The organism is Thiohalocapsa sp. ML1, from assembly GCF_001469165.1.
In the GTDB taxonomy this organism is placed as follows: domain Bacteria; phylum Pseudomonadota; class Gammaproteobacteria; order Chromatiales; family Chromatiaceae; genus Thiohalocapsa.
In genome coordinates this window covers 41285-67328 of record NZ_JABX01000035.1, presented here as the reverse complement: position 1 = coordinate 67328, position 26044 = coordinate 41285, and the positions used below count along the sequence as shown (strand labels likewise).

Here is a 26044-nt window from a genome sequence, read left to right as displayed (position 1 = left end):
CGACAGAGGAGCCGACCGGGAGGTCGGCTCTCCGGCCCGGCCCGCCGCCGCATGCGCTTGACTGGAGTGTTGACCGCCAGGTCAACACGGCGACAGTGCCGGATGCACCGCTGGCGCGACAGAGGAGCCGACCGGGAGGTCGGCTCTGCGGCCCGGCCCGCCGCCGCATGCGCTTGACTGGAGTGTTGACCGCCAGGTCAACACGGCGACAGAGCCGGACGCACCGCTGTCGCGACAGAGGAGCCGACCGGGAGGTCGGCTCTCCGGCCCGGCCCGGCTCGGGCGTCGGACTGGCCAAGTGCGTCAGGATCGGTTGCTGCTCGGCCGATTTCGATTTCGATCGCGATTTCGATCGCGATAGCGATGAGCACGACTCGTCGGCCTGAGGCGAAACCGTCGTCGACGGTCTGCTCAAGCTCCTGCCGTCAGATGCTACTGCGCCGGCTGCGCCGCGCCCTGCGGGACGCCATCGCGGGCAGTGCTCGCACGCGCCGTCTTGAGCCGCGCCACGCGCTTGTCGATGATGTTCTTCAGCGCGATCAGAAAGCCCAGCGCGATGAAGGCGCCGGGCGGCAGGATCGCCAGCAGCGCACCCTGAAAACCGTCGCCGAGCTCCAGTCCGAAGCCGCGCGCCCCCTCCCCGAGCAACAGATGCGCCTGGTAGAAGAGCGTGCCCTGCCCGAACAGCTCGCGCAGCCCGCCCAGCACCATCAGCACGAGCGTAAACCCCAGGCCCATGGCCAGGCCGTCGACGACGGCGCGATCGAGCGATGCCTTGGACGCGAAGGCCTCGGCCCGCCCGATGATGGCGCAGTTGGTCACGATGAGCGGGATGAACAGCCCGAGCACGAGGTAGAGCTCGTAGAAGGCCGCCTGCATGGTTAGCTCGACGGCGGTGACAAAGGACGCGATCACCAGCACAAACACCGGCAGCCGCACCTCCGGGCGTACCAGGTTGCGGATCAGCGAGACGGTGCCGTTGGACAGCACGAGCACTGTCGTCGTCGCGAGCCCCATGCCGAGGCCGTTTGTGGCCGTCGTCGTCACCGCGAGCAACGGGCAGAGCCCGAGCATGGCGACCAGGGCCTGATTATTGCTCCACAGACCGTCGCCGATGATCCCGCCATAACCCTTCTCGGCCATCAGCCGGCCTCCCCGGCCGGTGCGCCGACGGACTTGGCCTGCGCATCGGCGGCGGGCTTGGGCGCTTCGGGCGTACCCGGCTCCGCCTGCTGCACCGGCTCCGGAGTCGGGGCCTCGCTCGGGACGTACAAGGCCTCGCCCTCGCGCGCGACGAACACGAGCGTGTTTTTCACGGCCTTGACGATGGAGCGCGGCGTAATGGTGGCGCCGGTGAACTGATCGAACTCGCCGCCGTCGCGCTTCACCAGCCATTCGGCCTCCGGCGGGTTGTCCAGCGACTTGCCGTTGAACTGCTCGATGATCCAGTCGTCCTTCTTCTCGTCGATCTTGTCGCCAAGCCCCGGCGTCTCGTAGTGCTCCAAGACTCGCACGCCGCCGAGGGTGCCGTCCGCGAGCACCGAGACCAAGAGCCGAATCGGCCCCGCATAGCCATCCGGTACCACGGGCTGCAGGATCACGGCCACCGGCTCGTCCTCGTCGCGGACACGGAAGACCTCCGTGACCTCGGTGCCGAGCAGTTCGGGAGCGCTCACCTGAATGCGGTCCGCGAGTGGATCGTTGGCCATACGCTCGGCGGGCACGATGGCTCTGAGCTTCGCGAGCATGGCCTGGCGCTTGTTCTCCGCGATGCGGGCATCGGTGAGCTCGTGGGTCATCGCGACCAGGCCGACACCGCCGACGGCGAAGCTGCCGAGGATCAGCGCGGCGATGAGGATGGGGGCTTTGTTCATGGTGGGGACCGCGTTGCCATGCAGGGAAATGGTGAGTGCCGGCCGGGTTTGACTTCGCGCGACCCAGCCTGCGCAGCGCAGCCTAGGCCCGGCGTTTTTGGCCGAACACGCGCGGCTGCGTGTAATGGTCGATCATCGGCGCGGCGATGTTGAGCAGCAACACCGAGAAGGCCACCGCGTCCGGATAGCCCCCCCAGGTGCGGATCACAAACACCGTCGCTCCGATGGCAAACCCATAGATCAACTGCCCGCCCTTCGTCGTGCAGGCGGTGACCGGGTCCGTGGCGATGAAAAAGGCGCCCAGGATCGCCGCGCCGGAGAAGAGATGAAAGGTCGGGAACGGATGCGTCTGCGGGTCCAGCAGCCAGAACGCCCCGGCCGTGATCAGCAGGCCGCCGAGAAAGGCCACCGGGATATGCCAGGTGATGACCTGCCGCCACAGCATGTAGAGCCCGCCGAGCAGAAATAAACCCGCAACCCACTCCCAGCCGCGGCCGCCGAACACGCCCCAGAGCGGGCTCGACGCGCGAATCTCCGGGATGGTCATGCCCTGATCGAGCTTGGTGCGCATCTCGTCCAAGGGCGTCGCGGCGGTGATGGCATCCCAGCTCAGGTCCGTCGGCAGCCCGCCGGTGAAGATCAACCGGGCGGAATCGAGGAACGACAGCGTCGCGAGATCCTTCGCCTCCAACAGCTCCGGCACCGCCGGCGGCAGCCAGGACGTGGTGGCGACCGGGTAGGAGATCAGCAGGAACACGTAGCCCGCCATGGCCGGGTTGAACGGGTTGTAGCCGATGCCGCCGTAGAGCTGCTTGACGATGACGATGGCGAACAGCATGCCGAGCAGCGTCATCCACCAGGGCAGCGTCGGCGGGATCGTCAGCGCGAACAGCAGCGCCGTCACCACCGCGCTCCAGTCCCGAATCGCCGGCAGCACCGGGCGCCCGCGGAGCTGCATGACCATGGCCTCGGCGGCCACGGCGAAGACCGTGGCCAGCGCCATATTGATCAGCACGCCCCAGCCGAAGAACCACACCAGCGCGAGCGTGCCCGGCACCAGCGCCAGGCACACCTGGGTCATGACCCAGTCGACGCGGTTGACGCGCGCCGCGTGGGGCGAAGAGACGAATCCGAGCTGGGCCTGCATCAGAGTTGCCCAGCCGATGCGCGCGGCCGTTCCTGTGCCGGCGGCGGGGCCTGCTCGCCGGCGGCGGCGCCGGTCTCGGCGTCGGTCGCTACCGGGGGCGGCGCAAGCGGCTTCGGCACGGCACCCTGTGCGCTCTGCTGCGCGGCGACGGCGTCAGGAGCCGCGCTCGCAGCCGGCACGGCGCCGCCGGCCGGGTCTGCTGCCGTCGGCTCGCCGGCCTGCTGCTCGGACGTCTTCTCGGCTTTCTTCTCGGCAGCGCGCTTGCGCGCGGCCTCGATGGCCGCCTGCTTGTCATCCGCAGCGGCGCCTGCCGCCGGGGCGACGGCCGCCTGCTTCGGGCGCATCTTGGCCTTGCGCTCGCGCTCGATGCGCTCCAGGCGGGCCTCCTTCGCGGCGTGGCGCTCGCGGGCGTGCTCGGAGGCGCGCTTCTCGCGCTCCCGCGCCCAGCTCTCGGTCTTCGCGTAGCGGTAATACTGCACCAGCGGGATGTGCGACGGGCAGACGATGGCGCAGCAGCCGCACTCGATGCAATCGAACAGGTTGTAGTCCTGCACCTTGTCGAGGTCCTTGGCCCTGGCGTGCCAATACAACTGCTGCGGCAGCAGGTTCGCGGGGCACACCTCGGCGCAGCGCCCGCAGCGGATGCAGGGCTGCGGCACGCCGGGGTCCGGGCTCTCGGCCGGCGTCAGGGCCAGGATGCAGTTCGCGGCCTTGGTGATGGGCACGGCGTCGTCGTCGATGCGAAAGCCCATCATGGGCCCGCCGACGACGAGCTTTTCCAGCTCGCCGACAAAACCGCCGCTCGCCCCCACCAGCACCGCCGCCGGCGTGCCGATGCGCACGCGATAGTTCTGCGGCTTGGCGACGGCGCGGCCGGTGACGGTGACATAGCGCTCGATGAGCGGCTGCCCGCGCAGCACCGCGTCGGCGATGGCGCAGGCGGTGCCGACGTTCTGGCAGACCATGCCGATCTGCGCCGGGATGCCGTGGCTCGGGACCTCTTTGCCGGTCAGGATCTTGATCAGTTGCTTCTCGCCGCCGCTCGGGTACAGGGTCGGGATCTGCACGACCTCGATGCGCCCGGCCGGATCGCGCTGCGCCGCCGCCCGCATGGCCGCGATGGCCTCGGGCTTGTTGTCCTCGATGCCGACGAGGCAACGGCCCGTGCCGAGGATGTGCAGCATGATGCGAATGCCGTCGACGATATCCGCCGCGCGCTCGCGCATCAGGCGATCGTCGCAGGTGATGTAGGGCTCGCACTCGGCGCCGTTGATCACGAGCGTGTGGATGGGCTGGTCCGGGCCCGGGTTCAGCTTGACGCTGGACGGGAAGGACGCGCCGCCCATGCCGACGATGCCGCTCTGGCGGATGCGCTCGCGCAGCTCGACGGGGTCGCGCTGCTCGAAGTCCGGCAGCGGCGGCGGCAGCTCGGCCCAGGTGTCCTCGCCGTCGGTGTCGATGACGACGCACGGCGCACACAAGCCGGATGGATGCGGCAGCTTGCGCAGCTCAATGGCAACCACGGTGCCGGAGCTCGGCGCATGCACCGGCGCGCTGACGTAGCCCTGCGCCTTGGCGAGCGGCTGGCCCTTCTGCACGTGGTCACCCACCGCCACCAGCGGCTCCGCCGGGGCACCGATGTGCTGCTGCACGGGCACGATCAACTGCGCCGGCAGCGGCGCGGCGACGCTCGGCGCGGCGTTCGACAAAGCCTTCTCGTCCGGCAGGTGAACACCGCCGTGGAAGTGCCGGAGACGCTCGCGCTGGGGATTCAGGACGGGGAACAGCATAGGTTCGGTGTCGGTCTGCGATGCTTGGAAAGGGCCGAGTCGGCGGGCGCGGCGAGTGCTCGAGAGGCCTAGGCCGCTTCTCGGCGCTCAGCGTCGGCGTCGTCGTTGCTCGCGGCGCTGCCGGGCCTGCCGGAGGCGACGCGCGGCACCATCGGATAGGGCCACTTCCAGGTGCCGATGGTCTGCGGGATCGGCTGCAACTGGATGCAGTCCACCGGACAGGGCTCCATGCACAACCCGCAGCCCGTGCACTCGGCGCCGATCACCCCGTGCAACTGCTTGGCGGCGCCGACGATGGCGTCCACGGGGCAGACCTGCAGGCACTTGGTGCAGCCGATGCAGGCCTTCTCGTCGATGACGGCGACGCATTTCGGCTTCTCGACGATGTCGCCCAGCTCGATGGGCTCACGACCGAGCAGGTCCGCGATGGCCAGCATGGTCGACTCGCCGCCCGGCGCGCAGAGGTTGATGTCGGCTTCGCCCGCGGCGACGGCCTCGGCATACGGCCGGCACCCCGGATAGCCGCACTGGCCGCACTGGCTCTGCGGCAGGAGCGCGTCCACCTGGTCGGCAATCGGATCGCCGTCGATGTGAAAACGGATCGCCGAATACCCTAACAGCAGCCCGAAAACGGCGGCGAGCAGGGCGATGGCGGCAATGGCAGTCAACATGACCCGTCCTCCCGTGGTGCGGCCCCAGTGGCGATGGCGCAGACCGCAGATGAATATGTTGTTTGTTTAGCACCGCCGGCCGCGCGGCCGTTCAACGGCGCCGGCTAACTCAAACGGACACCAGCCCGGCAAACCCCATGAAGGCGAGCGACATCAGCCCCGCCGTTACCAGCGCGATGGAGCTGCCCTGGAAGGGCTCCGGCACGTCGGCCACGGCGACGCGCTCGCGCATGGCCGCGAACAGCACCAGCACCAGCGAGAAGCCGACGGCCGCGCCAAAACCGTACAGCGTCGACTCCAGGAAGCCCCGCGCCTCCTGCAGGTTCAGCAACGCCACGCCGAGCACGGCACAATTAGTGGTGATCAGCGGCAAAAAGATCCCGAGCACCTGGTAGAGCACCGGGCTGGTCTTGTGCATCACGGTCTCGGTGAATTGCACGACCACGGCGATGACCAGAATGAACGCAATGGTGCGCAGATACTCGATGCCGAGCGGCATCAGCATGTACTCGTTGACCATCCAGGACGTCACCGACGACAGCGTCAGCACGAAGGTGGTGGCGAGCCCCATGCCGATGGCGGTCTCGAGCTTTTTGGACACGCCCATGAACGGGCACAGGCCCAGGAACTTCACCAGAACGAAGTTGTTGACCAGGACGGTGCCAACGAGAATCAGCGCGTATTCAGTCATGAGACGGCGGCGGTGTTGACGTGGATCGGCCCCGTCGTGCCGGGAGCTCCGAACGGCGAGGCGATGCCCACGTTTTTACTTGGTTATGTCGGGGTTATTACCGAATTCCGGCATATTAAGACGTTATGATGCAGTGCAGCAACCCACCTTCTGTAATATCCCTGACACCCCGCGACGCGCGGCCCCGTCGGTGGATGTCCGAGCGCTGGCGAACGAGCGTGCCTGTTGCACACTCTAACAGCGGCATCGGTGCGCGGCCTTGACCGCCATCACCCGGCAGTGCGGCTTTCCGAGCATTTTACTCGGTCAAGGCCGAGGGTTGCACAAGCGGTTACCCTGTCGGCGTGGAAGCGCTTGCGTCGGCACGCAGGCACCGTAAGCTGCCCGGCGTCGCGCCGGGCACGTTAGACTCCGACACGGCAGTACCAACGCATGACGCACCCCGACCTGACGCCCCTGCCCGCCCCCCTCGACCCGCCCGGCGCCGCGCTGCGCCGCCTGCGCAGCTCCACGCCGCTGGTGCAGAACATCACGAACTACGTCGCAATGAGTACGATGGCGAATATCCTGCTCGCCGTCGGTGCATCGCCCGCCATGGTCCACGCCGAGGAGGAAAGCGGCGAGTTCGCGCGCATCGCCGATGCGCTCACCATCAACATCGGCACCCTGTCGCCGGCGTGGCTCGCGGGCATGCGCGTCGCCGCCGCCGCGGCGCGAGAGGCCGGCAAGCCCTGGGTGCTGGACCCGGTGGCCGTCGGCGCCACGGCGTTGCGGCGGGCCGCCGCGACGGAGCTGCTCGCCCTGCGCCCGACCCTGGTGCGCGGCAACGCGTCGGAGATCATCGCCCTCGCCGCCCTCGCGGACCCGACGCTCGCCGGCACCGGCACCGGTCAGGGCAAGGGCGTCGATGCCGCCGACCCGGTGGCCGCCGCCGAGCTTGCCGCCGTCGGCCTCGCCCGGCGCGCCCACTGCGTCGTCGCGGTCACCGGCGAGGTGGACTTCGTCACCGACGGCGCTCGCGCCGCCCACATCGCCAACGGCCACGTGCTGATGCCGCAGGTAACCGCGCTCGGCTGCTCGCTGACGGGCGTCTGCGCGGCCTTCCTCGCGAGCAGCGATGATCCCTTCCAGGCCACCGTCGCCGCGCTCGCCTACTACGGGCTGTCCGGCGAGCACGCCGCCCGCGGCGCCGACGGGCCGGGCAGCTTCGCGCTCTGCTTCATCGACGCCCTGGCGAGCCTCACCGCGGACCAGCTCGATGCCGATGCCCGCATCGCGCCGGCGCCGCTGCCCAGACTCGCTACCGAATCGCTCGCCGACGGCGCGGAGGCCAGCGCATGAACCGCCCGCCCCGCGCCCCCGATCTGTCGGTCTATCTGATCACCGATCCCCTGCTCTGCGCCGCGCGCGGCGTCGTCGAGACCGCGCTCGCCGCCGTCGCCGGCGGTGCCACGCTGGTGCAGTTGCGCGACAAGCACGCGCCGGACGCGGAGCTGATCGCAGTCGGCCGCGCGCTCAAGGCCGCGCTCGCCGCCCTTGGCGTGCCGCTGATCGTCAACGACCGCATCCGCGTCGCCGCCGCCATCGGTGCCGACGGCGTACACGTCGGCCAGGGTGACGACAGCGTGCTGGAGGCGCGCCGCGTGCTCGGGCCAGGCGCCATCGTCGGGCTCTCCATCCAGAGCGCCGCGCACGCCGCAGCCGCATCGGCGCTGCCGGTGGACTACGTCGGCATCGGCCCGGTCTTCGCGACCGGCACCAAGCCGGACCACGCGCCCCCGCTCGGCCTCGCCGGCCTCGCCGCCGTGCGCGCCGCCACCGGGCTGGCCGCCGTCGCCATCGGCGGGCTCGGCGTCGCGCAGGTGCCGGGCGTGCTCGATGCGGGCTGCGACGGGCTCGCCATCGTCTCGGCCATCTGCGCGGCACCGGACCCCGAGAGCGCCGCCCGCGCCTTCCGCCAGGCGTTCCTCCACCACCGCGGCCAACACCGCGCCGAAGCCCAGCCATGACCGACCCCGGCATCAAGAACGTGCTCAGTATCGCCGGCTCCGACCCGAGCGGCGGTGCCGGCATCCAAGCGGACATCAAGGCCATCGCGGCCAACGGCTGTTATGCGATGGCCGTCATCACCGCGCTCACGGCCCAGAACACCCAAGGCGTGACGGGCGTACAGCTCGTGCCGCCGGACTTCGTCGCCGCGCAGATCGACACCGTTTTCGCCGACATCCGCGTCGATGCCGTCAAGATCGGCATGCTCGGCAGCGCCGACATCGCCGCAAGCGTCGCTGCTACGCTGGAGCGCCATCGGCCGGCCAACGTCGTGCTGGACCCGGTGATGATCGCCAAGGGCGGCGACCGGCTCCTCGCCGAGGCCGCCGTGCGCGTGCTGCGCGAGCGCCTGCTGCCGCTCGCGACGGTGCTGACACCGAACCTGCCGGAGGCCGCCGCGCTGCTCGACCGGCCCGAGCCGACCGCGCGGGGAGACATGCCGGCCATGGCCGCCGCCCTGCGCGCGCTCGGCTGCGACGCCGTATTGCTCAAGGGCGGCCACCTGCCCGGCGGCACCAGCCCGGACCTGCTCGCCGACGCCGCCGGCGAGCACTGGCTCGAGGCCGTGCGCATCGCCACCAAGAACACCCACGGCACCGGCTGCACCCTCTCCTCGGCGCTCGCCGCCCGCCTCGCCGTCACCGGTGACATCCGACTCGCCACCGAGCAGGCCAAGCGCTACATCGACGGCGCCATCGCCGCGGCAGACCGGCTCCAGGTCGGCCACGGCCACGGCCCCACGCACCACTTTCATGCGTTCTGGGGCTGAGGGGCTGGCTGAAAGGGCCGAGGGCCGAAGGGCCGAGGGCCAAGTGAGGATTCAAAAACAAGGTGCACAAATCGTTTATCAACGACGAAGAACACGAAACACGCGAAAAAGGACGGCCGTCGGCCGAGCATTTTTCGCGCTTTTCGCGTGTTTCGTAGTTCCTCTACCCGTTCGCGGGCTGTGAGGGCTAGAGAATCGGTATGCGATTAGCGGGTCGTGCGGTGCGTGCCGCGGCGCATCGACGCCGGACCTCGCGGACGGTCGTCCCGTGGACTCCTGGTCACGGGGCTATCGTCTCCATCTCGAAGCCCACCAGGGTGCGCTCCTTGCGGCTGAATTCGATGCCGATGAGATGCATCGGCAGCCCCTCGGCGCGGTATTTCTCGGCATAGCCCCGGTCCTTGATCTGCTGCAGCGCGGCGCCGTTTGGCTCCAGCTCCACCACCTTGAGCTCGAACAGCCAGATCTGGCCGTTGAAGCGCAGGCGCAGATCCAGGCGGCCGTGGCTGCTGGCATCCTCGGTGGCGAGATCCAGCCCGAGCGCCGCCAGGTGGCTGTAGAAGACGCTGCAATAGAACCCTTCGTAGCGGGCGATCTCGTTGCCGTCGTGCCAGTGGTGCGGGATGGCGGCGAAGAGGCTGACGATGTGCTGGCGCAGGGCTTGGAAATCGGCGGCGACCAGCACATCGTACAGCCGACTGACGGCACGCTCCGCCTGCGTGGCATCGCCCATCAGTCCTTTGAGCAGCGCATCGTTGAGCGCGGACTCCACTTCGAGATTGGGATAACCCAGGCTGTACTCCCGGCGCGCGCCGATCTGGCGCGAGCCGGTGAAGGTCAGATAGCCGGTCTGCCAGAGCAGCGCCTCGGGCGCCAGTTGGTCCACATCGAAGGTCGACAGCAACGCCTCCGAGGCGCGCACCCTGGCGAGGTCCGGCGTGAAATACCCGCGCTCGGTGAGCACATCCACGAGAAAGGTCGGCGTGCCGGTTTCGAACCACCAGGGACGAAACTCGCGCGCATCCAACATCAGCAAGACATCGAAGGGATTGTAGACGGCCTCGCCGAGCCAGTTGTAGCCGTTGTACCAGGCGCGGATCTGTTCGCGGTCGAGCCCCTCCAGCGCCGGCGCGAAGACCTCATCGAGATCCGCCTCGGTATAGCCGCAGATGGCCGAATAACGTGCATCGACGGTGATGTCCCGGAGATTGTTGAGCCCCGAGAACAGGCTCACCTTGCTGAACTTGCTCACCCCGGTGAGGAAGGCGAAGCGGATATGCGCATCCTGGCCCTTGATGACCGAGTAGAGATTGCGCAGCCCGTCGCGCATCTCGCGCGCCGTGGCCGGATTGGTGATGTTGTCCAGGATGGGCTTGTCGTACTCGTCCACCAGCACCACGACACGCTCGCCGACGGCAGCGTGCGCCTGACGGATCAGCTCGCCGAATTGCCCCGGGATATCCAGGTCCGGGTACAGGCTCACGCCGAGGGCGTCGCGGTTGATGCGGATCAGGTCTTCGATGCGCCGGTCGAGGGCCTGCCGACTCGCCAGCACCCCCTCGGCAAAGCTGAGCCGAATCACCGGAAAGCGCCGCGACCAGTCCCAGTGCCGCTCCGCCGCGAGCCCGGTGAACAGCGCCGCGTTGCCCTCGAACAGCTCCGCGAGCGTATCCAGGAACAGCGACTTGCCAAAGCGCCGCGGGCGGGAGAGGAAATAGTATTTGCCCTCCTCGATCAGCCGCAGCGCAAAGCCGGTCTTGTCCACATAGTAGAAATCGCCTTCGCGGATCTCGCGGAAGGTCTGGATGCCGATGGGCAGGGCGCGTTGGGTCATGGCGGGAGGCCGCCTCGCGGGGCGGGATCGATCTTCTCGACAAGACTCTAGCACGCCCTCGCGACCCGCGGCCGTGTGGCCTGAGCGGGTGCTGCAGGTCCAGCGACGGACGACTCCCGGCGCGTCGGCGCCGGGGCCTGTCGCCGGGGCGGTGCGGGTCGGCTGTAGCGGGCGGTCGCAGGGTCCTGCGGGGCGTCCGGGCGGCACAACAACCGCTCTACGGCAGTGCAGCGTTGCGATCTCCGGTGGGGGTCGGCGAGCGACGACGGAGCCGAGGGCGTCGGCGTGGTACTACCCCGAGCCTTGATCATGGCGCCGACCAAAGCAGCGGTCGCCTGCGTCGTCAGGCCATCCTGGCCTGACGCCACCAGGGCTGGAAGCCCTGGCTACGCATGGAGCCCGCGGCGCGGGTCGGGATGACGATCAAGGGCAAGTTTGGCGCGGGCTGCGGCTGACTTTGGGCGTCGAAGGGGCGCCACCCGTGTTGCATCGGCGAGGCAGCGAGCCAGACGACGCCGGCGCTCCCAGTTGGCCGGCGGGACGCCGGCGCTTCCAGTTGGCCGGCGGGACGCCGGCGCTTCCAGTTGGCCGGCGGGACGCCGGCCCTCCCGGCTCAGGCGACGGCGCGCAGCTGCCGCGGCGCGGCCGAGTCCGCGGGCTCGGCGGGCAGGCCGAGCTCAAGCGTCTTGAGGTCGGCGCCGGCGCGGCCGGCGAAGAGCTTGAGGTCGGCGGCGATGAGCGACCAGCAGTAGGGGCCGATGCGCTCGGCGTGGCCGCCGATCTCGGTCTCCAGGCGGATACGCGGGGCGCGGTAGAAGAGCCGGATGCAGAGCGTCAGGGGCTCGGCGAGCTTGTCCTGCGACAGCGCGTCCAGACTCGGGCCGCTGCCGTCGCGGCGCGCACCGGGGTAGATGTCCACCGACAGCTCCACCAGGTTGGTCGCGATGCGCGGCGTGCCGCTGTCGATCCGCGTCAGGCTGCAGTTTGGGTCCCGGCAGCGCTCGCGCAGCGCGTAGATGAGCTCGCGCTCGAAGAACACCCGCAGCGCATGGCGCACATCCTCCAACTGGCGCTGCACGCGCCGCAGCCGGTGCGGATAGGGTTGCTGGTCGCGCAGCTCCGCGCGGATCACGCGCCGCAGCCGGTCGAAGGCCTTCGGCAGCGCGCCGGAGTGAAAGCCGCGGGACATCAGCGCGCGCACGCTCTCGCCGTGGTGCCCGACGGCGGCGGGCTCCACCGGCAGCGGCTCGGTGTCGTCGCCGTCGCCGAAGGGCGACTGGGGCCGGTCGGCGGCGGCGAGGCCGTCTTGGTGGTTGGCCTGGTAGAGCTTCCAGTTCTCCTTCAGCTCCCAGACGAAGAAGCCGAACAGCCCCGGCAGCAACACGATGGTGAGCGTCACCAGCGGATAGGCGACGACGGCGGGCAGCACGGAGCTGGAGACCTCGACGAAGGCCGAGGTGATGGCGGGCAGGAAGGGCAACAGAATCTTATGGCCGATGCTGACGATGGGAAAGTGCTTGACGGGGTTCACCTGCGGCTCCACCAGCACCGTCACGTAGAACTGGATCAGCGCCTCGGCGAAGCGCCACAGCGGCGCCACCAGCGCCTTGCCGATGAGGCTCGCCGGGTGCTCGCCGAGATGGTGCGTCAGCGACTCGTCCACGCGGTGCAAGAGCTGCGCGAAGCGCCGCGTGACCTCTTTGAAGAAGTACAGCAGCGCTTGCACTAGCCCGATGAACAGCGCCTGGTTGATGCGCCTGAGATAGAGCCCGATGCGGGTGCTGAGATTGTCCAGGAAGCGCCGCCCCGTCGGCGTGTTGCGCGCGAAGGTGCCGAGCGCGAAGGCGAGCGCCGCGAGCCACAGGCCGGGCTCGATGGGCACCTCCTCCACGAACACCGCGAGCACGATGATTGGGATCAGCGGCAGCATCCCGATCAGGAGCGGCTGCACGATGTTGCGCCCGAGCCCGCGCACCAGCCCGGTGGTTAAGAGCTCCGCGATTGGCGGCCAGCGCATCAGCCGGGTCAGACCGTCGTAGAACAGAAAGCGTAGCGTCGCCGCGAGCCCCTGCCACAGCGACACGGCGATGTGGCGGCCGATGCCCGTGTGCATGACCAGATTCACGATGCCGCCAAGCAGCATCACGTCCGTGAGGTTCGCGAACCGGAAGGACTTGTCGTAGTCCGGCACCAGCTCCATCAGCATGTCGATGCTTTTTAGCAGCAGATAGGCCGCGCCGAAGGGCACCAGCACGTAGCGCGAGAGCTTGCGCCCGGGTCCGGTGCCGAACAGCGGGGCGCTCAACTGCTGCAGCCCCTTGATGTAGATCTCGCCCGGCCGGTAGACGCCGGGCAGCGCCTCGGCGGCGGTGCGGTCGAAGCGCGCGAGCCGGTCGCCGCGGAAGAACTCCGACAACGTCGGGTCCGGCAGCCTAAGGATGTTGCGGGCGACGATGTCGCGCACGTCCGTGAACTTGAGATGCCGGCGCTGCTTGATGACGTCCTGCAGCTCCAGCTTCATTTTCTGCGCGGCGACGTTCTCGCGATGGTCCCGCGGCACGAAGTCCGCCTCGCGCATGGCCTGCTCCACGCGCGGCATGATCTGTGCATCGAGCCGGGCGTTGACGCGTGCCGTGAGCGCGGCGAGCGCCCGGCCGAAGCGCTCCAGGTCCGTGATGGCCCAGGGCATCTCATCGAGGCGCGCGGCGGCGATGTCCATCGCACGCAGCGCCTTGAGCAGCGACTGGAATGGCAGCACCTCGCGCAGGCGCCGCCGACCAAAGGTCAACAGCCAGCGGCCGAAGCGCAGCCGGTAGTAGTCGCTGCGGCTCTCGGACAGCACCTGTTCCAGGCACGCGAGCAGCGTGCGCGCGGGTGCCGAGCCGAAGCGCTTGCGATCCTCGGCGGCGAGGCGCCCGACCAAGTCGTGGATGTCGTCGGCGGTGGCCAGGTCGAGCTTCCACTTCGCGGCCAAGAGGTCCGCGAGGTGATCCTCTGCCTCGGCCTCGCGGGCGGCGATGGCCTCGTCCACCGCCGCCGGTGCCGAGCGCGCCGGCCGGCTCAGGCGCTGCGCGAGGTGGCGTGCATCCGCCAGACAGCGCAGCTCGTGGGCGAAGCGGCCTTCGAGCTCGGCGCGCTGCGCGGAGCCGATGGCGTGCTCGAACAGCATGAGCCCGAGCTTGTGCCAGCCCATGGCGCGGCCCGGCGCCGGCGCGAAGCCGATGTCGTCGAGCCCCGGCAGAAACAGCAGCCGGGCGGCGAGCAGGCGGGCACCGTGGCCGAGGTCGGCCCGCAGCCGCGGGAGCCAGCCCTTGTGCCGGCGCAGGCGCGAGCCGCGTCGCAGCGCTGCCAGATAGAGGCGCTCCAGCGACGGTGGCAGGCCCGCATCCGCCGCATGCGGGACCGGAGCGCCGGCGTCCTCGCCCGGCAGCTCCGCCGCCACGGGCAGCGTCGCCGCGGCGCCGGCCAAGGCCAGGGCCATGTCGGGGTCCGACGCCCCGAACGGCAACCCGGCGGGCAGCAGCGGCGGCAGCGCCGGCAGCTCGCTGCCTTCGGGGCAGCTCTTGATCAGGAGCAGCGGCCGGCGGCCGTTGCGGCTGGGCACGGGCAGATCGAGCCCGCTCGCCTCCAGCCACGCATCGACGGCGGGCCAGACCTGGATGGCCGGGAAGTAGAAGCCGCGGGCGCCGGGCGCGAAGTAGCGCAGCCGGACCACGAGCGCGGCGAAGCTCCGCGTCACCAGCTCCGCATCCCACAGAGACAGGGTAATGCCGTCGCGCTCGAGCACTCCCTGCACCTCGGCGAAGGCGTGCTCGCCGATCAGCCCGCGCAGCGCACCGGCGCCGAAGAGCGCCGTGTCCTGGTTGTCATCGCGGGCGTTCTGCCAGGCGCGGGCGACCTCGGCCTCGAAGCCCCGCCGCCAGTAGTCGTGCCGCAGCCGCGCGAAGGCCTGCTCGCCGTAGATCTGCGTGCTCGGGCTCGGCAGCAGCACGACGTACTTGGGCAGGCGCAGGCCCTCGATGACCGACAGCGCCTCGGCGTTCTCGGTCTCGAGGCCGGACAGGAAGGCCTCCCGCGGCATCAAGTAGTAGGGCAGGTCCGGGATCGGCACGCCCCGCGCCGCGGCGCCAAACTCGTCTTCGATGAGGCGCTCAATGGCCCGGGCGTGGAACAGGAACACGCCCTCGGCGGGTTTCAGGATCTGCTGGCGGAAGGCCTTGGCGTTGGCTGTTGGCATGAATTGAGGGGCTAGGGCCTAGGGGCTGGGGGCTAGGGGTCTAGGGCCTAGGCCCGAGCTTGCGTAAGCGTCGGCTCCAAAGCCGATGGTCCGCACAGCGGACTCGGTAGGGTCCGCTGTGCGGACCGTCCGCTCTTGTTCCAAGGTCATTGCACGACTCCTCGCCCGCCGGCGACCGGTGCAACGGGGTGCCAGGCTGGACGGGAGTCGGTACTGCCTGCATGGTAACCCCGGCCGGCAGCGGCGCAAACGCCCGGCGTGCACGGCCGCCCCAGGCGGTGCAGCCCGGCACGCTCCCATGTTAGGTTGATGGGCGTGCGCAAGGGCGGATGCCCGAACGATGCATCCGGCCGTGCCCGGACGCCGTCCGCCGCCGTCTTCGCCCGCCCGCCCGCCCGCCATCAGGACCGGCCCATGCCCAATTTCGACATCGCCATCACCGCCACCTTTCTGGTCTATCTGGCCCTGATGCTCGCCATCGGCGCCTGGGCCTACCACCGCACGCAGGACTCCTCGGGCTACTTTCTGGGCGGGCGCAGCCTCGGGCCCTGGCCGGCGGCGCTGTCGGCCGGCGCGTCGGACATGAGCGGCTGGCTCTTGCTCGGCCTGCCGGGGTTCGCGTTCGCGTCCGGCATCGAGGCGCTGTGGCTCGCGGGCGGGCTCCTGCTCGGCACCTGGCTCAACTGGCTCGTGGTCGCGCGGCGGCTGCGCCTCTACAGCTATGCCGCGGACGATGCGCTGACCATCCCGGAGTTCTTCGCGAACCGCTTCGGCGACCCGCGGCACGTGTTGCAAGCGGTCTCGGCGGGCTTCGTGCTGTTGTTCTTCCTGTTCTACACCAGCTCCGGGCTGGTCGCCGCGGGCAAGCTGTTCGAGACCGTGTTCGGCTTCGATTACGAGATCGCCGTCGTCATCGGCACACTGTTCGTGGTGTCCTACACGCTGTTCGGCGGTTTTCTCGCCGTGTCCTGGACGGACCTGGTGCAGGGGCTCTTGATGGCCGCGGCGCTGCTCGTCGTGCCGGTGTGGGCCATCCACGCGGACGGCGGCGTCGGGCCGATGCTCGCGACGCTGCGAGAGACCAACCCCGAGCTGCTGACCCTGTGGCGGGACAACGCCGGCAAGCCGCTCGGCATCATCGCCATCGTGTCGCTCGCGGCCTGGGGGCTCGGCTACTTCGGTCAGCCGCACATCCTCGCGCGCTTCGCCGGCATCCGCTCCGGCGCCGACGTGCCTGTGGCGCGGCGCATCGCCGTCACCTGGTCCGGGCTCAGCATGGCCGGGGCGCTGCTGGTCGGGCTCGCCGGCGCGGCCTGGGTGCAGACCAACGCCGGCGGCGAGCTCGCGGACGCCGAGACCATCTTCATGGTGCTGGTCAACGCGCTCTTCCATCCCGTCATCGCGGGCGTGCTGCTGGTCGCGATCCTGGCCGCCATCATGTCCACGGCGGACTCCCAGCTCTTGGTCTCGTCGTCCGCGCTGGCCGAGGACCTGTACCGCAAGCTGCTCCGCCCCGCCGCGAGCCAGACGGAGATCGTGCTGGTCGGCCGCCTCGCCGTCGTGCTGCTCGCCGTCGTCGCGCTGCTGCTCGCCTTCGATCCCGGCAGCACCGTGCTCGGCTTGGTCGGCTATGCCTGGGCCGGCTTCGGCGCCGCCTTCGGACCCGTGCTGGTGCTGAGCCTTTACTGGCCGCGCATGAATTGGGCCGGCGCGCTCGCCGGCGTGGTCGTCGGCGGCGTCACCGTCGTGGTCTGGAAGCAGCTCTCGGGCGGGCTCTTCGACCTGTACGAGATCGTGCCGGGGGTGCTGCTCGCGACGCTCGCCAGCGTCGGCGCGAGCCTCGCCACCGCGCCGCCGCCCGCGGCGGTGCGCGACGGCTTTGCGCGGTTCCGTGCGAGTCTCGGCTAGGCGATCAGGGCGCTCAGGGCTTCGGCGTGTCCGGAGGGACCGGCGGGGCGTTCACTGACCGCCACGACCACGACCACGACCACGACCACGACCACGACAACGACAACGACAACTACAACGACAACGACAACGACAACGGGGGCAACGTCTCGGGATTTCGCAGCCAAGCACTAGGCTCAACGGTTGCCGCCGCCGATCTTGAGCAGATCCTGCCCCTCGTCCGGCGGCCTAGATCGCGCGGCCTGATCCTCCAGCACGCCGGCGTCGCTCGCCAACCCGGCCTCGGCGCCGGTGGCGAGCGCGGAGGATTCCGTGACGGGCCGCTCGGCCGGCTCGGCACCGCGCCGGCGCGCCCTGCTCCTTGATGTCCACCTGCACACCGCGCGGGAAAACCACCTCGCGCACGTCGCTCGGCATCGAGATGCCCTGCTCCTGCAAGGCGCGCTTGACCAAGCGGATCACCGCCGACTTCACCTTGAGCCAGCTTTGCGTGCTGCCGTCGAGCCAGAAATAGACGACGAGATTGACCGTAGACGGCCCCAGGCTGTCGGCGAGCACCTGCGGCTCCGGGCGAGTCAGCACGGCGGGGTGCTCGGCCAGCACTTGCAGCGCCGTGGCCTGGGCGTCGGCAATGGCGTCTCCGTAGCCGATGCCGACCTGGAAGCTGACGCGGCGATTCGGGTTGCTGGTGTAGTTGCAGATCGGGCTCTTGTAGACGGTCGAGCTCGGAATCTCGACATGGTTGCCGTCGAGCGTCATCAGGCTCGTGGCGCGGGTGGTGAGTCGCTGCACATAGCCCTCGACGCCCGCGATGTCGACGAAGTCGCCGGACTGGAAGGGCCGCTGGGTGCTGAGCAGGATGCTCGCAAGAAAGTTCTCGGTGATGTCGCGAAACGCGATACCGATGATGAGACGGAGCAAGCCGGTGCCGCCGAGCACGGTCACGGCGAGGCGCGTGAGCCCGGAAATGCGCAGCACGATGTAGAGCCCGAGCAGCAACAGCGCGAGCCCGGCGAGACGCGCGAGCACATCGCGCACCAGCGGCGCTCGCACCCGGCGGGCCAGCAGCCGGCGCGTGAGCCAGGTGAAGCCCCTCGCCGCCCACCACGCAAGGGTCAGGATCAGCGCGGCGACCAGCAGGTAAGGCAGAGCCAGGAGGGTGGCACGGCCGAGTCGCTCAAGCTCCTCGGCCACCGGCGCCAAGTCCCAGGCCGGCTGCTCGCGCACCTTGATGCGGTTCACCAGCGCGACCAGGTCCTCGGTGCGCCGCGCGAGGTCCGCGGCCCAGGTCCGGTACTGCTCACGGTCCCTCGTGCCGCCGAGGACGGCGACCCCGTCGCGCACCGTCACAGCCGGGTCCTCGAACCAGCGCGCCGCCTCGAGAATGCCCCGGAGCCGACGGGCGATCTCCGAATCGCGTGCGCCGGGCTCGACGTCGACCCGCTCCGGGGTGGGCACCGTCTCGTCGGCGAGCTCCGGGAGCGCCTCCGAGTTGGCGACGCCCTGTGCCCCGGCCCACGGGGCGAGCAGGCCGAGCGCGAGCGCGGCCGGCGCGAGCCTTAGGCTCGCCGGAAGCCTCCGCCCGCGCGTGCCGCAACGCCGAGGACCACCGCGATGGCCGGCACCGGCCGGTGCTCCGCCAAGCGGGTGCAACCGAGCCAAGCCCTGCGGATATCTGCCGACAGCAATCCAAGACAATGGCGTCTGCCTCGCCGCGACCCGCGCAAGCTCACCGCAGGTGCGTCAGCACCACAAAGAAGCGGCTGAGACTCCGGCCGCGTATGGACCAAAAGGATCAGCAACTACCATGCCGCTCTGGGGGGACGCGTCGGGTGCGTGGCGCGCCCGCCGCCGGCAGCCTGAACCGCTTGCGCGGCGGCGGCCTTGGCGACGTCAGGCGCATCGATGCCATCATCGGCACACATATTGCTTAATAGTGCGGGCGGCCGCGCGTGCGCGGCGCCCAGATCAGGCAAGGCTAGGTACCGCCGAGGGTTTTCCGACCCCGGTCGGTCCTGCGCCGGCGGTATTTCAACATCGAATGTCAGGTTTACAACATGCTCCTCGATACCTACCAGGCCGATGATCGTTTCTGGATCACGACCTTCTTTGGCGCTACCAGCGAGGGCCTGCAGGCGTTTCGCGGGGACTTCATCGTCAAGCACGGCGAGCTCAACGTCACCGCCGGCAAGCGCAACCCGCCAGAGGCCCTGCTCAAGCAAGCGGTTATCCTCGCCGGTGAGGACTCTGCGAAGCTGGTGGCCGGCAACTTCTCCAGCGTGGACGAACTGCCGCAGCTCATGGCCGGCTTTGGCGCCGACATGGACCCGGACTGTGTCATCTTCCTGTTCATCGACAACCTCGCGAGCGACGCCGTCGTCGAGCAGGACGGTCGCCGCTACGTGCTCATCCAGCATCGCGAGGGGATCGTCTGGAACGAGCTGATGGAGCTGTTATACGTCGAGAAATCCGATCTGAAGGGCCAGAACGGTGAAGACAAGGTCGCCACGGTCTGGCGCGCGGCACAAGGCTATGAGCCGAAATCTGCCGTCAAGCCCCTGGACGAGGTCATCGCCACCAAGACCAACGTCGTCCGCGAAGCCTGGGGCGCCGTGTAGCCGCTACAAGGGCGCGGCTTCGGATAACGGGGCCGCGCCTGACATCAGACCGCATTCCGGGCCGCCGCTTCTCCCCGAGGCGACGACTTCTCCTACTATTTCCTGCCCCTGCACTCACGACGTGCTTGAAGGGGCGAGGGCTGAGGCCCAAGGGAGCCCTGCTCGGCCCTCGACCCTCGACCCTCGACCCTTTGTGACGCAAAGCCTCGTTAGGAATGCCTCTTGGGCTACAGTGTCCCGGTCCAAACGGACAAGACGCCCGTCCCCTTGCCGACGATGCGCACGCGAAGACCTCCCTGCCCACGCCTCGCACCCTTCGGAGACCATGATGACCGCGACCAGCAGCAGCGCCATTGCCGACGGCAGTTACGTCGAGCTCACCTACCTCGTGCGGGATAGCAAGACCGGCGATGTCCTTACCGAGGTCCTCCGTCCTCTCAACTATGTTCACGGTGTCAACGAGATCCTGGCGCCGGTGATCACCCGAGAGCTTGAAGGGAAGACGCAGGGAGACCGCGTCGATCTGCTTGTCGACTGCAATGAGCTGTATGGACCTAGGGACGATACCCTCGTGATTACGCAGCCGGTCGCGCACGTGCCGCGCGAATACCGTGAGCTGGGGACCCAAATCCTGATGGAGAACAATCTGGGCCAACTGAAGAGCTTCCTGGTGACCAAGATCGAGGGCGACACCATCACCTTCGATGGCAACAACCCGCTCTGCGGCCGGGAAGTCATCTACCAGGTGAAGATCCAACTGGTGCGGGATGCGACGGATCAAGAAAAGCAGATGGGCACGTCGGAGGCGCCGGACCAACAAGCGTGAACACTAGCGAGGCAGAGCCTCCGACCAACCAGGGCAAGGAGCGTCGTCTTGCGTCGCCCGCTCGTTGCCGCAAGCGAAACCAAGGGCCGAGGAGGCCTTCCTTGGCCCTCGGCCCTCGGCCCTTATGCCTTCAAGCACCTTGTCGCCGCAAAACTTGACTCATCTGCAAGAATTTCGGCGCCGTAAAGAAATCTAGCGGCCTGACCAACAGTCCGACCACCCCCGCGCTCAGCTTGAGGCCGGCCCGATCAGGTGTGGTGGGGCGGCATGGTCAGACGACCCAACCACCCCACGCGGCCGCGAGCCTCAGGGGCGTTTCGGCGTCTTGTACTCGGTCTCTTTCTGCAGCGTGTCCCAGATCGTTTGATACCCCACGAAGCCCTTCTCATTCGGCTCCATTTGCTTGGTCTTGTAGAACCGCGCCTTACCTTCCGGCACTTTTGGTCTGGTGTTGGATTGCTGGCTCATAGGTCACCTCTGTGGAAACACCGTTACGGCTGAAATGGAGCCCGCGACGCCGCGGATCGCCCCGTTGGGACACCAATTGCGAGCGCGCAGCCCGCCAAATCCGAAAGACTATCAGCGTTCCGTCGCCGGCAAAGCGCGAGAGCCAAGGGCCGGTCCGCGCGCTCGCAGTCGGATCAATCGGCTCTTTCTTGGATAATCTGCTCCAACGCCTCGTAGACGAACTCGTGCGTGTAAGAGTTCTCGCCGCAGTGCGTCAACACACCATCGGCGGTGCGAAATGTTAGGTACGGATGAACCTCGCAACCGCCGGCTTCAATCGCCGCTGTATCGTCGATCATGCTGGCGATACTGAACGCGATACCCGCTGCCGCCTCTTCGAGCTTGGCGCCATCCAAGCCCGCTTCCTGCAGCTTGACGCGGACGCTCTGGACCATTTCACGCACAAAGATCGCCTGCTGCTCTTCGTATAGCGTCGGATCAAGGCTGAGTTGCATTGTCTAATACCTTTGCCGGGAGCGACGCCCCGGGTGTCCGGGTCTTTCGCTGGAAGCGCTGGACCAGCTTCCAGCCCTGATGGCCTCAGGCCAGCATGGCCTGACTGCGCACTCGGCCGCTGCCGTGGTCGCAGTTACCCGCAACCCGAAGGGCCGCCCCGCGGCTGCGCCGCGGACTACAGCGGCACGGGCTTGACGCCCGAGAGCTTGGGCTGGGCGACCACCTTGCCACCGGTCGCAATCTCCGCGTCCGTGGCATCGCGAACGGCGAGTATTTCAAGCTGAAAAATGACCTGGCGGCCACATAGGGGATTATTGCCGTCGATCGTCAGCGTCTTCTCATCGATGCGCGTCACCAGAAACGTCTTGGTATCGCCCCGGTCGTTCTCCATGACGATGGTCGTTCCGACCTCTCGGTAGGCCTCCGGAACGTTCTCGATATAGTCGGTAATCACCAGCGATTCGTCTCGCGGACCGAACAGCTTGTTGCAGTCCAGTTCCACCGCGATCGTATCGCTGGCTGCCTTGCCGTCAAGCTCCGCCATGACCTGCGGCGAAAGCACATCGTTAACACCATGGACGTAACCAAGCGGGAAGTCCACGCCGGTCAGGAAATGACCGGTCTTTGCGTCGACGACCTTGTACTTCAGCTCGACGTACTTGTTCTGTTGGATGGTGTCGGTCATGCCTTTAGAAGATCGATGCGGCAAAAATACGGACTTCCCCCTTCTCGTAGCCGAGAACCATTCGCCCCAGCCACTCCCCCGGCATCGTCGTGCTGCGCACGCGATAGAGCGCGGTCACGTGCTCGCCCCGACGAATGAGCCCAAGGAAGTCGCGCTCCTCGGCCAGGTTCCGTGACAGTGTGCTGTGCGCGAACTGCTTGCCAAGCTCAACCTCGTTCAGGCCGAGTAGCAGCTCGTAAGAGAAATTTCTAATAAACTTTCCGTATTGACCTTTGTTCGAGAACTTGATCAGGTCGTCCCAAAGCGGATGCGCGATGTCGAAAATCTCTTCGTCGGACAGATCAATAATATTCATGTAGCGTCGCCAACCTCTATAGCCGCGGGAAAGATCGAATACCGAACGATTCGCGACCGCACGCGAAGCAGTTCGGGGCCCAATACCAAAGCCCCGAACTGCGACAGGGGCTTACGCAGCTTCAGCCGCGGGCTTCTCGTCGACCAAGTGATAGCAAGGCGCCTTCTCCATGGTGTACTCGCCGGTCTCGGGGTCGCGGCGCGACACGGTTAGCACATGCCAGTTGTCGTCGTCCACCCGCATGGCGTCGCCGCGGTAGTAATACCCGGGCCAGCGCGTCTCCTTGCGGAACAGCGTGTGGTGCATGACGGCCTCGGAGGTCATGTGCCGATGCTTGAGCTCCCACGCGCGCAGCAGCTCGTGGATGTTCTCCGCGGCAACCTTCTCCAAGTCTTCTTCCAGGAGCTTGAGCTTCTTCAGGCCGATGTTCAACAGCTTCTCGTTGGTCATGTAATTGACCGTGACGCCGCCGCAATACTCGTCCATCAGCTTTTGCAGACGATCCAGGCCCTGCCGGGGATTGATGTAGTTCGGATTGACAGACCCGGCGGTGATCTCGTTCCGGTAGATCTTGTAGTGCTCCATCGGCTTGTAGACTTCTGCCTTGCGCCGGTCGATCTGCTCATCCGAGACGCGGATGCCCTCGCCCTTGCCATCGTCGATGTACTTGCATGCCGCCTTGGCCGCCAGGCGCCCTTCCGTGAACGAACCGGACGAGAAGGCATGCGGGGTGCCACCCACCGCGTCGCCGGCGCCGAACAGGCCTTCGACGGTGGTCATGCGGTTGTAGCCCCAGAAGTACTCGGGCGGCGACAAGTCCTCCGGACCGGAGCACCAGGCCCCACAACCGGTGGCGTGGGAACCCATGACGTAGGGCTCGGAGGTGGTCAGCTCCGGGTTCTCGTACTTGGGATCGACGTCCGTCGCTGCCCACAACACGGCCTGGCCGACGGTCATGCCCAGGAAGTTGTGCCAGCCGATCTCCTCGAGATGCGGGTCCTGGAAGGCCTCCATGGTCACCATGTGGATCGGACCGCGGCCGGCATTCACCTCGTTGATGAACGCATGGTTGCGCAGGCAGGTGGGGATCGGGCGATGGGTGCGGTGCGACGCCTCGACATCCAGATAGCGCTTGCCGACCATTTCCTCCAGGGCCGGGAACCACTTGGATTCGTACTCCTCACCCATGCCGTTCTGCGTGTAGGTCTTGAGGTGCAGGAAGTACGCACCGACGGGGCCGTAGCCGTCTTTGAAGCGAGCGAGAACGATGCGATTCTCCATCTGCGTCATCTTCGCGCCGGCACCGATCATCAGTCCATAGGCGGAGCCGGAGGACCAGGGCGCGTACCAGACGCGGCCGGCACCCTCGCCGACAGAGCGCGGCTTGAAGATGTTCGACGCACCACCGGCGGCGACGACCACGGTCTTCGATTTGAACACGTGGTAGTTACCGGTGCGCACATTGAACCCGACGGCGCCGGCGACGCGATTGTCTTTGGATTCGTCCATCAGCAGATGGGTCACGCAGACACGATTGAACACCTTGTCCGCCGACTTCTTGGCGGCCTCGGCGACGATCGGCTTGTACGACTCACCGTGAATCATGATCTGCCAGCGGCCTTCACGCTGATAGGCACCCGTCTTCGGATTGCGCATCAACGGCAGACCCCATTCCTCGAACTGGTGCACCGTCGAGTCCACATGCCGGGCCATATCGAACAGCAGGTCCTCCCGGACCATGCCCATGAGGTCGATACGCGCATAGCGGACGTGGTCTTCCGGATTGTTCTCGCCGAAGCGGGTGCCCATGTAGCAGTTGATGGCATACAAGCCCTGCGCAACCGCGCCGGAGCGATCGATATTCGCCTTTTCCGCGACGACGATCTTCTTGTCCTTGCCCCAGTAGCGAGCCTCAAAGGCCGCACCGGTTCCGCCCAGCCCCGCACCGCACACCAGGATGTCGATGCCGTCCTCAATGATTGTCTTGTAAGCCATTATTCGTACACCCCAGTCTTCAGTTGCAGCCCGGCGGCCTCAAACGTGTGGAGGCCCCCCTCATCGAACCGGATGTATTTCGGCTCGTTGTAGAGATACTCGCTGTCGCGCATCTCCTGGCTGGGCGGCGGCACATCGGCAAGTTGCGGAATATGCTTGCCCCAAGGCTTCGTGGTGATCGGCGCGAGGAGATTCATGTCCTTCTCGCCGTTGCGGAAGATGATCCGCCAGGCAATGACGCCCTTTTCCTCGTCGCGGCGCACGCGCACCGAGTGGCCAAGCGGGGCGAAATCCGCATAGCCGCGGACATCAATGGCGTTATGCGGACAGGCCTTCACGCAGGAGTAGCACTCCCAGCACATGTTGGGCTCGATGTTGTACGCACGGCGGACCTTCGGGTCGATATGCATGATATCCGAAGGGCAGATATCGACACACTGGCCGCAACCGTCGCAGCGGGTCATGTAGACGAAAGTTGGCATGCTGTATTCCTCTTCGTGACTTGAGTCAGCGACGCGAGATTAGAAATGGGACGGCGCTTCGCGCTTGATGCCGAGGCCCATATTGGGGGGGTTGTCACCCATGTACTCGGGGATGTCCGGGTAACGCTCCTTGCACTCGGCACTCGACAGGTCGGGGATCTCCGGCAGCTTGTCACGAGAGCCGTCCGCGACAGCAACCTTCTTCTGGAACGCCGCCGCCGGCTTGAAGAACATGTGCGCAAACTTCGACCACAGAATGGTGCTGAACAGCGTGGTCGCTGACGCAATGAAGAGCACGAATGCGAGCAGGCTCAAGACCGAGGTTGAGCCGGTGATGGATTGCAGAAAGGACCAGACCAGCGCGAAAGCCGCCATCAGCATCAGGGACACGACGAAGATGTCCGACTGGTGCACGTTGTACCAAAGGTTGCCATCGGAACGCACATCGGCGCGGAGCTTGAACCAGAACCAAGAACCGCCGAAGCAGATGGAGACGGCACCGAGATGCCAGAACAGCGGCGCGAAGAAGGAGCTCTCGCCTTCAGCGAGCGGCAGGCCGAAGATCATGATCGCGGTCGTCACCACAAAGAACACGAAGCCGTACATGGTGAAGAGGTGAGCGAAGCGCCGATCGGGGTTTTCGAACTCGCTGGAGGACAACACCTCGTTCGTGAGCGTGCTGACAGCCAGGCTCAGCTTCTCGCCGCCGTTGACCTCGCGCTTGGCGATTTTCTTCAGCGCTTGACCTTTCTCGAAGAAGTACTGCGCGCTCTTCTTGTGCACAACATCGAGCAAGGTGCCGCCGATGACCAACAGGACCATGAGAACGACGTACGCCTGCATGACCCCGGGTTCCAGCGGGAGGCTCGCGGACAGAGCCGCGAATGGGTTGGTTGTGATCATTGGTTGGTGACCCCACTTAGGACCTGGACTATCTCAGAAACAGTGACCCGATCCGCCCTCGCATCAGGTGCACCGGTATGCCGAAGGGGCGGGAACCCAACCCGTCCATTGGGAGATCGGCGGTGTATTTAACGCATCCGTGCGATAACGGCACAGTCTAAGCGTTTTGGTAGGCCACCCGTGATTGAAACATTTTCGGGCGTCATAACCGCTGCTAATGATGGCTCGCGCCTTCGACAAGAAAAGT

Annotated in this window: 22 protein-coding genes; 6 read left to right on the top strand and 16 right to left on the bottom strand. The window is 67.3% G+C overall.

The window, feature by feature from the left end; all coding sequences use genetic code 11:
• Positions 1-432: 432 nt before the first annotated feature.
• The 6 genes from ML01_RS19400 to rsxA form a co-directional block, all read right to left on the bottom strand.
• The gene (locus ML01_RS19400; protein ID WP_058557045.1) at positions 433-1143 is read right to left on the bottom strand and encodes an electron transport complex subunit E; all 711 of its coding nucleotides are present in this window, start codon (positions 1141-1143) and stop codon (positions 433-435) included.
• Positions 1143-1874, bottom strand: coding sequence for an electron transport complex subunit RsxG (gene rsxG, locus ML01_RS19395; RefSeq protein WP_058557044.1), 732 nt, complete (start codon positions 1872-1874; stop codon positions 1143-1145). The genes ML01_RS19400 and rsxG overlap by 1 nt, the downstream gene beginning before the upstream one ends.
• A gap of 82 nt (positions 1875-1956) precedes the next feature.
• Complete coding sequence (gene rsxD, locus ML01_RS19390) at positions 1957-3021, bottom strand: electron transport complex subunit RsxD (RefSeq protein ID WP_058557043.1); 1065 nt, start codon at positions 3019-3021, stop codon at positions 1957-1959.
• The gene (gene rsxC / locus ML01_RS19385; protein WP_082674455.1) at positions 3021-4811 is read right to left on the bottom strand and encodes an electron transport complex subunit RsxC; all 1791 of its coding nucleotides are present in this window, start codon (positions 4809-4811) and stop codon (positions 3021-3023) included. The genes rsxD and rsxC overlap by 1 nt, the downstream gene beginning before the upstream one ends.
• Before the next feature lie 68 nt (positions 4812-4879).
• Positions 4880-5482, bottom strand: a complete 603-nt coding sequence (rsxB, locus tag ML01_RS19380; protein ID WP_058557042.1) for an electron transport complex subunit RsxB — start codon at positions 5480-5482, stop codon at positions 4880-4882.
• A 109-nt stretch (positions 5483-5591) separates the two neighbouring features.
• Entirely contained in the window at positions 5592-6173 is a 582-nt protein-coding gene (gene rsxA / locus ML01_RS19375) for an electron transport complex subunit RsxA (RefSeq protein ID WP_058557041.1), read from the bottom strand.
• Positions 6174-6605: 432 nt separating this feature from the next.
• On the opposite strand from rsxA, the gene thiM reads away from it, so the two are divergent.
• Genes thiM through thiD form a run of 3 tightly spaced genes read left to right on the top strand, consistent with a single transcriptional unit; the run spans position 6606 to position 8991 of the window.
• Positions 6606-7514: a hydroxyethylthiazole kinase gene (gene thiM, locus ML01_RS19370; protein ID WP_058557040.1), complete on the top strand. Its 909-nt coding sequence runs from the start codon at positions 6606-6608 to the stop codon at positions 7512-7514.
• Entirely contained in the window at positions 7511-8182 is a 672-nt protein-coding gene (gene thiE / locus ML01_RS19365) for a thiamine phosphate synthase (protein ID WP_058557039.1), read from the top strand. The genes thiM and thiE overlap by 4 nt, the downstream gene beginning before the upstream one ends.
• Positions 8179-8991: a bifunctional hydroxymethylpyrimidine kinase/phosphomethylpyrimidine kinase gene (gene thiD, locus ML01_RS19360; protein WP_058557038.1), complete on the top strand. Its 813-nt coding sequence runs from the start codon at positions 8179-8181 to the stop codon at positions 8989-8991. Before thiE ends, thiD begins: the two co-directional genes overlap by 4 nt.
• A 280-nt stretch (positions 8992-9271) precedes the next feature.
• Here thiD and ML01_RS19355 read toward each other — a convergent pair whose 3' ends face one another.
• A complete protein-coding gene (locus ML01_RS19355; protein ID WP_058557037.1) occupies positions 9272-10825 on the bottom strand; it encodes an ATP-binding protein in 1554 nt (517 codons plus the stop codon).
• Positions 10826-11438: 613 nt separating this feature from the next.
• A complete protein-coding gene (locus ML01_RS19350; protein ID WP_082674454.1) occupies positions 11439-15062 on the bottom strand; it encodes a hypothetical protein in 3624 nt (1207 codons plus the stop codon).
• Between the two features lie 414 nt (positions 15063-15476).
• Here ML01_RS19350 and putP point away from each other — a divergent pair, with 414 nt between their 5' ends.
• Positions 15477-16970: a sodium/proline symporter PutP gene (gene putP / locus ML01_RS19345; protein WP_058557049.1), complete on the top strand. Its 1494-nt coding sequence runs from the start codon at positions 15477-15479 to the stop codon at positions 16968-16970.
• A gap of 228 nt (positions 16971-17198) precedes the next feature.
• Here the strand turns inward: putP and ML01_RS19340 are convergent, their stop codons facing one another.
• Positions 17199-18668: a mechanosensitive ion channel family protein gene (locus ML01_RS19340; protein WP_082674453.1), complete on the bottom strand. Its 1470-nt coding sequence runs from the start codon at positions 18666-18668 to the stop codon at positions 17199-17201.
• 359 nt (positions 18669-19027) lie between these two features.
• Here ML01_RS19340 and ML01_RS19335 point away from each other — a divergent pair, with 359 nt between their 5' ends.
• Complete coding sequence (locus tag ML01_RS19335; protein WP_058557035.1) at positions 19028-19588, top strand: hypothetical protein; 561 nt, start codon at positions 19028-19030, stop codon at positions 19586-19588.
• Between the two features lie 328 nt (positions 19589-19916).
• Positions 19917-20414 (top strand): peptidylprolyl isomerase, encoded by a 498-nt coding sequence (locus ML01_RS19330; protein WP_058557034.1) that lies wholly within the window; start codon positions 19917-19919, stop codon positions 20412-20414.
• Between the two features lie 306 nt (positions 20415-20720).
• On the opposite strand, the gene ML01_RS30010 is transcribed toward ML01_RS19330, so the two are convergent.
• The 7 genes from ML01_RS30010 to ML01_RS19300 all read right to left on the bottom strand — a co-directional run bounded on the left by ML01_RS30010 (position 20721) and on the right by ML01_RS19300 (position 25797).
• The gene (locus ML01_RS30010) at positions 20721-20882 is read right to left on the bottom strand and encodes a hypothetical protein (protein WP_173865201.1); all 162 of its coding nucleotides are present in this window, start codon (positions 20880-20882) and stop codon (positions 20721-20723) included.
• Positions 20883-21055: 173 nt separating this feature from the next.
• On the bottom strand, positions 21056-21376 hold the full coding sequence (locus ML01_RS19325; RefSeq protein WP_058557033.1) for a hypothetical protein: 321 nt from the start codon (positions 21374-21376) through the stop codon (positions 21056-21058).
• Positions 21377-21552: 176 nt separating this feature from the next.
• A complete protein-coding gene (locus tag ML01_RS19320; RefSeq protein WP_058557032.1) occupies positions 21553-22062 on the bottom strand; it encodes a peptidylprolyl isomerase in 510 nt (169 codons plus the stop codon).
• Between the two features lie 4 nt (positions 22063-22066).
• On the bottom strand, positions 22067-22417 hold the full coding sequence (locus ML01_RS19315) for a hypothetical protein (protein ID WP_058557031.1): 351 nt from the start codon (positions 22415-22417) through the stop codon (positions 22067-22069).
• A 111-nt stretch (positions 22418-22528) separates the two neighbouring features.
• Positions 22529-24412 (bottom strand): adenylyl-sulfate reductase subunit alpha, encoded by a 1884-nt coding sequence (aprA, locus tag ML01_RS19310; RefSeq protein ID WP_058557030.1) that lies wholly within the window; start codon positions 24410-24412, stop codon positions 22529-22531.
• Complete coding sequence (aprB, locus tag ML01_RS19305) at positions 24412-24894, bottom strand: adenylyl-sulfate reductase subunit beta (protein ID WP_058557029.1); 483 nt, start codon at positions 24892-24894, stop codon at positions 24412-24414. The genes aprA and aprB overlap by 1 nt, the downstream gene beginning before the upstream one ends.
• A gap of 39 nt (positions 24895-24933) precedes the next feature.
• Entirely contained in the window at positions 24934-25797 is an 864-nt protein-coding gene (locus tag ML01_RS19300) for an adenylyl-sulfate reductase (protein ID WP_173865200.1), read from the bottom strand.
• Between the last annotated feature and the right edge of the window lie 247 nt (positions 25798-26044).